The 8717-nt window shown below is 32.6% G+C and carries 5 protein-coding genes; all 5 read left to right on the plus strand.

From position 1 onward, the window contains the following. The first annotated feature begins 715 nt into the window (after positions 1 to 715). Positions 716 to 1264: a signal peptidase I gene (lepB, locus tag ACT8VG_RS04670; RefSeq protein WP_444195296.1), complete on the plus strand. Its 549-nt coding sequence runs from the start codon at positions 716 to 718 to the stop codon at positions 1262 to 1264. Positions 1265 to 1284: 20 nt separating this feature from the next. Then, on the plus strand, positions 1285 to 6042 hold the full coding sequence (locus tag ACT8VG_RS04675) for an isopeptide-forming domain-containing fimbrial protein (protein WP_444195297.1): 4758 nt from the start codon (positions 1285 to 1287) through the stop codon (positions 6040 to 6042). Continuing rightward, entirely contained in the window at positions 6039 to 6947 is a 909-nt protein-coding gene (locus tag ACT8VG_RS04680; protein WP_444195298.1) for a hypothetical protein, read from the plus strand. The genes ACT8VG_RS04675 and ACT8VG_RS04680 overlap by 4 nt, the downstream gene beginning before the upstream one ends. Continuing rightward, positions 6875 to 7570 carry a SpaH/EbpB family LPXTG-anchored major pilin gene (locus ACT8VG_RS04685; RefSeq protein ID WP_444195299.1) on the plus strand — a complete coding sequence of 232 codons (696 nt, stop codon included), beginning with the start codon at positions 6875 to 6877 and terminating at the stop codon, positions 7568 to 7570. The genes ACT8VG_RS04680 and ACT8VG_RS04685 overlap by 73 nt, the downstream gene beginning before the upstream one ends. 68 nt (positions 7571 to 7638) lie before the next feature. After that, positions 7639 to 8460 (plus strand): class C sortase, encoded by an 822-nt coding sequence (locus ACT8VG_RS04690; protein WP_444195300.1) that lies wholly within the window; start codon positions 7639 to 7641, stop codon positions 8458 to 8460. The last annotated feature ends 257 nt before the right edge of the window (positions 8461 to 8717 follow it).

The following is an 8717-nucleotide window of genomic DNA, read 5'->3' on the forward strand; positions in this document are numbered from 1 at the left end:
TTGGTCAATGGCTTCGCCATAAAATCAGAGTTATCATTCTTAAACAATGGAAGAGACCTAGAAGAATTTATATTAATCTTCAGAAACTGAACAAGAAGTTCTCTTATCACTTTTCAGATGAAGAAATTTTCTCGGTAGCAAACACTAGACTAGGTCTATACAGACAGGCCAGTGGCCATGTAGTAAACTTTCTACTTAGCCCCAAGATTCTAGCAATTAAGAAAAAGGATAGACCAGGTTTGGTCAATCCTCTTATCTACTATCTAAGTTAGTCTGTAATTATCATGTGAATGTAGCGCCGTATACGAGACCCGTACGTACGGTGCAACGGGAGGCGCAGAATTAGTGATTTTTCCTAGAATTGACACTTTTTCTCGTCTACCCTATTGTACAAATATATATACACACATAATATTTGATACACATTTCTTAAAAATGTAACATCTAATCTTCTTTTAAAATCAAAAAAATATCGAATAATCCAACGAAAATATGATTTTAAAATCCAAAACAATAAAACAAACATCGTAAACTTGTTACATACCACACTTTTAAATACTTTACAATAAAAATACGCAAAAAAATCGTATTTTTTGCTTCATATTTCTTGAAACATATATTAAAAAATGTTACATTAAGCCCACTGTTTCGGATTTAACTATTATTAAAGTAGGTTAACATAAATGTTGCAATTAAATGAGATTGGAATGAAATTATGGATAAAACTGAGTCAATTCATATAGAAAAAGAAAAGTCTAAAAAACAATCAAAGAAATTACATAAGATCATTGTTCTAATTGTTGTAATAGCACTCTCTTTCTTAATAGCGACACAATGGATATCTGTACTTAGAATCCAGAGTTCTGCTATGTCACCAACTATTGATGCCGGACAGATTGTGATTGTTTTAAAAAAGAAGAAAGTCCAGCAAGGAGATATAGTTGCTTATAGAAAGAAGAATAAATTATTTGTAAAGCGTGTGATTGCAGGTCAGGGGCAATATGTTGATATTGATCTCAATGGAAAGGTATTAGTTGATCAAAAAAGAATCAAAGAAGATTATGTAGGAGAATTGTCTTTAGGCAAATGTGATATTAGCTTACCTCATCAAGTATACCAGTCTCATTGGTTTTGCATAGGGGATGAAAGAGAAGTCTCTGTTGATTCAAGAAGTTCACTCATTGGAGATATCTCAGAAGATGAAATAGAAGGAGTCGTAGTTTTTAGCATTTGGCCACTCAATAAATTTAGAATAGTTCAATAGAAAGGAGGCGCCTTTAGCGTATGAAAGTTGTTCAATATTTTAAACATGCAAGAAATTTAAATGCCTATAAGAAAAAATATAAACGCTTAACACATGCTTTATTATGTGTCTTTGTCTTATGTGCCGCCTTTGTATTGACAACTTATGCTGGGGCTGAAACACATAATTTAGAGAATTACACATATGTTTCGTATTCACAATCATCTGATTTAGATGACGAGGAAACGTTACAACTTCTTACTATTGATGAGTCTACTCATCCCGTCTATGTCTTACAGAAAAACAATATAGCATCTGTAAAGGTATCTACAGATAAGAATAGCGATGGTATAGAAAATGGTACTATTACACCTGATACCAAATATCTTAAACTTAAAGTAGAATTCAAGAATATCCATGCTGCTATACTAAACAGTCAATATGGAGGATCTTTTGCATATGATCTTCCTGAATTCTTCCGTTCTACAAGTACAGCAGAAAGACCGATTATTGATGATAATAATAAAGTAATTGGGAAAATTCATGTAGAAAATGGACAGGCTATTGTCACATATACAAAAGAATTCTTAGAGAGTCTAGGTGAACATGCAACTCTTTCTGGGAACTTCTTCCTAGAAGGAGAAGTAGATTTGAGTACATTAGATAAAGAAAATGGTTCTATACAAGCTACATTTCCTAATGGAAGCATTAAATTGGAATATGGTCCTCACTACTTAGAAAAGTACAGTGAGGTCAAAGTAGAAAAGTCTTATACAAAAGATCCAAACAGTGATTATATCAAATATACACTCACTGTATCAGCAGGTCCCGATGGCAGTCAAAATATCTATGTGGTCGATAAGTTTAGAACTTATAAAAACCTAGTTACTTATGCAGGGGATATCTCTCATACACCTACAGAACTAGGTACTACAGAAGATGGACAAAAGCCATATGAAACAAGAAATACAGATATAGCAGGTCAGATTTATTTAACGAATCAGCCTAATTCTGATAAAGAAATACCTGAGTCTGTAACTGATAGCACTAAGATTAACAAGCCGGGAAGTATTGTCTGGTCAATAGATAAACTCGCTCCTAATGAAACAAGAACATTGACTTACTACGTCAAACTTACTGATAAACAAGATATCAGAAATAAGGATATTACTAATAAAGCATCAGTGCTTAATAAAAAAGATAATGAAACATACTTAAAGGGATCTTCTGAAAAAACATTCACTCCATCAATTAACTATGGTATGACGAAAAACATCTTTTCTATGAATGGTAAACAGTATACAAAGGATCAAGATGGGAACTATATCGTTCAATATAGATTAAACTTCACTTTAAATGCGAATAGTAATTATACTTTAAAGAATTATGCATTCTTTGATTATTTAAACTATAGTGGATTTGCGAACGATAATAAGATGTTACCTTATATCTCTTATATGCAGGATTCTATAGAGTTACATCAAATTGTGGGAAGCACAGATACGATTATTGATTCTTCTTTATATAAGGTTCAATGGGAAACAAATGGTACGAACTACAAAGATACATATGATGGTAATCCAAATCGCTTTAAGTTAAGTGGCACAGATGATCATCCTATTACTATTTATCCAGGTGATTCATATTATGTGACTTATAAACTCAAGATTAAACCAGAAGTCTATGCGGCAATGCAGGCAGGACAAGTATTAATCCAAAATATATATGCGAATGATGCAGATAACGCAAAGAAAGTTGCAGGTATGTTGGATCGAACAATTGCAAAACTTACTCTGAATGACTATACATGGATTCAAAAGATCAAAGATAGTAATCTTACTTCAAATGAGCAAACAATCCAGATGAATTCAGAAGTCTATGTAAAGAAGAATAATGGTTATGAAAAAGATTCTTCAGTCAATAGTTTTGTAGTTCCACAAGGAAGCTATAAGTATACTGTTAATCTAAATAAATCACAGAATCAATTTGATATCACTCATGCAACATTAAAAGATACATTAAGTTCAGATATCATGCATTATGTTGGTTATGTAAAGATTACAGCTTATGAATACGATGAAAGTTCTAATACCTATAAAGATAAAGAATCTAAATGGGTGAAGATAGACAAACAGAAATCATTTGAATTAATGCTCTCTGAGCTTGGCTGGTCAAACAGTTATGGTTATCGCTTTGAATACTATGCACAAACGAAAGATTTAAGTGAAATTGGTCAGATTAAAGTGACTAATACATTCACATTAAATGGAGATGTAGTAAAAGGTGATCAAACCTTTAAATTCAATAATAAATCAGCCTCTCAAACAACACAGGTCAATGGTTTCTATAACCTGAATGTAAATAAGAGTGCCTGGTATTATGAAAGACCAGTAGAAAATGCGACTACTTGGGAAAATGGTGCATTCTATTGGGTTATTGAAGTCAATGGATCAGCTATTAGAGAAGGAACTCAAATTAGAGATGCAGTAGTAAAAGAAAACAACATCACTGATTCTTATTTGCATTCTGATTCTGTTGTAGGTATCTATCAAGGAAAGCTTGCAACACAGGTAGTTGCATGTAAGAACTATCAAGAGTTCTTAGACTCAAATAAAGGCTTAAAAGATAAAAGAGAACTATTTGATCAGGAATATACAAACAGTAAGAACTTTAGTGGAAACAACAAGAGTGAATTAACACTTACTGCAAAACAAACTTTCAACTTAGAAAATCAAGAAAATATCTATATTATTGTGAAAACAGAACCTTCCAAGATTCCAACAGTCAATCGTACAACATTTGATTACAAGAATGAAGTGTTATTAAAAGATACGACAGATACTTCATTTAATAAACGAAATGATGCGACTCAATCTCTTCATGGTGGAGGAGATTTGTTGAAGGAGTTCAATTTTACATTTAGTTATGATGGAAAAGAAGCTAAAATACTTAAATCTGGTACTGATGACAGTACTAGTAAAATTGCGACAAATATACTAAACCAGACAACAGGTAATGGTATATATGCCTCTTGGGTCTTTAAAGTCAATTATGCAGGTGACTTAAAAGGAGACTACCGTGTATTAGAAGATATTCCAGAAGGCATGGAGCTTGGTTATATACGTATCAAGTGGCATGGTAATCAAGCAAGCTCTGTTGTGTCCAAGACAATGAATGATTTAGATAGTGATTGGAAGCCGTATTCCAATACAGCAACGAATGACAACGGACAAAGTCAAAGTACAACCTATTACTATAATAAGACTACAAATAAAGCTCTTATTAAACTAGGTGAATTTGAGAATAAACATACAAGAGATGATTGTTCTATCGATGTACAGGTTGTCTGTCGTGTAACTGATTCTAAAGTCTTGCTAGGTGGACAATCTAAAACCTTTGCGAATCATGTCACACTTCAAGATGAAGATGGAGAAGAACAACTTGCAACTTCAAGTTCTACTGCAGCACTTGAGAAGAACAGCCTAGATAAAAGCCATCCTGAAACATTTAATGGACAAACAATCAAGTATACAATTACTGCCAATACACTCTCTCAGAAGTTACCATCTAATGATGGTAATAAGCTGACATTAGTGGATGAGTTAGGAGATAACTTAGAATTAGATATCACAAGTATTGAGGCTAAGGATGATGCAGGAAATTCTGTACAAATAGAAAAAGCATTTAATCCAGAAACAAATACTTTAGAAATCTCAATTCCTAATGAAAAGAAAATCATTATTACTTATACAGTCACCATCAACATTCCACCAGATACAACATCCACAGTATCTAATAAGGTCTATTGGAAGTCATATGGTAGTGATGGTGGTAAAAATGATGTCATACCTGACTTTAAATACAATTTAAATGCAGGTGGAAGTACTACAAGTACAGAAAACCCTGAACTTTCCATTAAGAAGATTGATCAGAATAATGCGAATTCAATGAGTGGGGTCACATTTGATATATATGAATGTCAATTAAAAGGAGATACTATTCAACGTACTCAAAAGACAACAAGTGGTCAAACAGAAAATGGAGTATTTACTGTAAAAGCGCCATTTATAACTTCATACAATACAATCTATGAAGTAAAAGAAAGAAATACACCGGATGGATATATGAAGGACGATAGTTCTTACTATATTATCTGCGTAGATAAAGAGAATAGAGATGATTATACAGACTATGTAAAACAATGTATTGCTTATTTTGAAAAACAATCAAATAAGAAATACAAAGTCGCATACTCATCTACAGATTTTAACTTAACTATTTATAACTCTCAGAAAGGTATAGTAGTTAAGAAAGCATTTATTAATAATGCAGCGGGTACTTCTCATAAACCAGTGAGTGGAACATATACATTTGGACTATATGACAATTCAGAAGGGACTGGTTCACCACTACAAGTAAAAACAATTACTTATAGTACAGGTGAAACAGAAGAGAAGACCACAAAATTCATCAATCTTAATTTAAAAAATACATATTATGTATTTGAATTAGATGATGAAGGCAATCCAATCACTGATACTTCTCAAGAAGTAAAAGTGAATAAACTGCCATATGTTGTAGATTATAAAGTAAAGGGTAATTCTACAAATAAGGCAGTAGCAGGAGATGAAGTCATAGTGACTAATAGTCTCCGTACAAAGATGCTGCCTTCTGCAGGTAGCAGATTAACCCTGGTTTACAGACAATTAGGACTAGTAATGGTAGTTGCTAGTTTTATAGTTCTGTTGATCATATATAAAAATCGCGTTAAGGAAAAAGAAGAGGAGATAGGGAAATGAAATTAATGAAGAGAATTTTAGCCATTGTCTGCACTTTTGTGATGATCATTTCAATGGCTACTGGTGTTAATGCAGTAGAAAAACCTGCAAAAGTACCAGCAAAACCAACAACAGGTACTATTACAGTAACAAATGCGAAAGCAGGAGAAACATATAAAGTTTATAAAATCTTATCACTTGAAAGTTATAATGATAGTATAGGGGCTTATTCATATGTGAAAACTGGTGATAAGTGGGATGGATTTGTTAATAGTGCTACTGATTATTTAGATATAAATAACGATTACTATGTTACTTTTAAATCAGATAAAAACAATGAGACAGGAAGACGTGAATTTGCATTTAAAGCAATGGATTATGCAAAGAAAAATAAGATAGATGCCACAGCTACTGCAACAGCTTCAGAGGGCAAAGATACTGATATTACAGTTACATTTAAGGGTTTATCTTTAGGTTATTATTTGGTAGAATCAAGTGTTGGTACGGCTTGCAGCCTTGGTACTACAAATCCAAATGCTACTATTAAAGATAAACATGATGCACCAACAATCAACAAAGAGATTGTTCGTGGCACTGATGTAAGTGGAAATGTAACTGATGATGGTAAAAAGAATTCTGTAAATATCGGAGATGTTGTAGCTTTTAAAGTAACTATCTTCGTAAAGCCTAATGCGAAGAATTATGTTTTACATGATGTAATGGATAGACATTTACAATTTCTTGGTGTTCAAGATGCTCATGCAATGTTAAGGGATGAAGAAAATCCTAAGAAAGACAATCCAGGTTTAAATCAAACACAGGATTTTGTTGTAAAAACGAATACTACACATGGATGTACTTTGAAGTTGAATTTACTAATCAATTTTATGAGAAGTACAGAAAAGATATTGATTCAGGAAGTTTAAATGAAATCACTTTTACGTATGGAGCTCAAGTAAAAGATGATGCACCAATTAACACTGCAATGCCCAATAAGGCACATTTGACATATGGTGATCATTCAACAACTGATGAATCTGAAACAAATACTTATACATGGGGCATTCCAGTATTCAAATACACTAAAAACGCTGGAAATAAAGTAGCTCTTGCAGGTGCAAAGTTCATTCTAGCAACAGAACAGATTCCCACTGAAACAAATGCTTTAAAATTCACCAGAGGAGAAAGTAATTATCGTTATAATTCAACAAGTGGAATCGTTCAATTAGAATCATCAACAGATGGTATGATCAAAATTCAAGGTTTAAAATCAGGCACATATTACCTTAAGGAAACAAAAGCGCCTGATGGATATAACTTATTAAAAGAACCTATTAAGATTGTCGTTGAGGGTGATGATAAAACTGGTCAGCCTATCATCAAGGTGAAGGATGAAGTAGTTACACAAGTAGAAGTTCAGAACAACAAAGGATCATTATTACCTAGTACCGGTGGTATGGGTACAACATTAATCTATGTTGTAGGTTCTATTTTAGTTTTAGCTTCTGGTATAGTATTATTCTCTAAGAGAAAAGAAGGAACTAACTAATTATATAAATATATTATTTAGGGAATGATCTTCATTCCCTATTAGTTATTAAAGGAGAGATTGTAAAAATGAGAAAACATATATCTACAATTATCGCAGTACTCATTTTTATTACAGGACTCTCCTTATTACTTTATCCAACAGTAAGTGAGTGTTGGAATTCATTATATCAGTCTAAAGTAGTTGCAAACTATTCTGATAAAATGAAGAAGATGACACAAAAACAAAAACAGGCAGCAATAGATGCGGCTGTTGCTTACAATAAGACCTTGGTATTAAATGATGCACGTTTTACTCCTACAGAGGAACAATCAGCTACATACAATAGCTTATTGGATGCGGATGGTTTAGGAATGATGGGTTATATTGTTATTCCGAAGATTAGCTGTAAACTCTCTATTCATCATACAGTGAATGATTCTGTCCTACAGGTAGGTGTAGGACATCTAGAAGGGTCTAGCTTACCTGTTGGAGGCAAATCCACACATTGTGTCTTATCTAGCCATAGAGGTCTTCCAAGTGCCAAACTCTTTACAGAACTAGATGAACTAGTAAAAGGGGATATCTTCTATCTTCATGTCTATGACCGTGTATTAACATATAAAGTAGACCATATCGCAACTATAGAACCGGATGACTATAGTTTATTTGAAATAGAAGAAGGAAAAGATTTATGTACATTATTTACATGTACACCCTATGGAATCAATACACATCGTTTAGTTGTGCGAGGACATCGTATTTCTGATGCACTTGATGGTGCTAAGCTCAATGGTGATGCAATTAAGATCAATGAGTATATTGTCGCAATCTGTATTGCGGTTATTATCTTATGTACAGGATATACTGTTGGTAAGGCTATAAAGAAAATTAAAAGGCATAAAGTATAGAACACACCTTCATAGGTGTGTTTTCTTATATCCTGAGCACTATATCATTGTATACAATCTTATTTGAGATAGATTCAGATATGTAAAAAAATGACCTTTTAAAAAGAAAATCAACTATTTATATATCATTTTCTAAATGATTGCGCTTACATTCATTATTCAAAAAGCATTGAATAAACCAATGAAAAATTTATTAAAAAAACCTAAAAAAAGTGTAAAAAAGGGTTGATTTCTCTGTTTTATTACGGTATTATATG

This window comes from Catenibacterium sp., from assembly GCF_052354645.1.
Classification (GTDB): domain Bacteria; phylum Bacillota_I; class Bacilli_A; order Erysipelotrichales; family Coprobacillaceae; genus Catenibacterium; species Catenibacterium mitsuoka_A.

What these genes read in the sequence shown, in the direction of transcription:
- ACT8VG_RS04685 (WP_444195299.1), top strand. Translation starts at nt 6,875, where the DNA reads ATGTACTTTGAAGTTGAATTTACTAATCAATTTTATGAGAAGTACAGA.
- ACT8VG_RS04680 (WP_444195298.1), top strand. Translation starts at nt 6,039, where the DNA reads ATGAAATTAATGAAGAGAATTTTAGCCATTGTCTGCACTTTTGTGATG.
- ACT8VG_RS04675 (WP_444195297.1), top strand. Translation starts at nt 1,285, where the DNA reads ATGAAAGTTGTTCAATATTTTAAACATGCAAGAAATTTAAATGCCTAT.
- ACT8VG_RS04690 (WP_444195300.1), top strand. Translation starts at nt 7,639, where the DNA reads ATGAGAAAACATATATCTACAATTATCGCAGTACTCATTTTTATTACA.
- lepB (WP_444195296.1), top strand. Translation starts at nt 716, where the DNA reads ATGGATAAAACTGAGTCAATTCATATAGAAAAAGAAAAGTCTAAAAAA.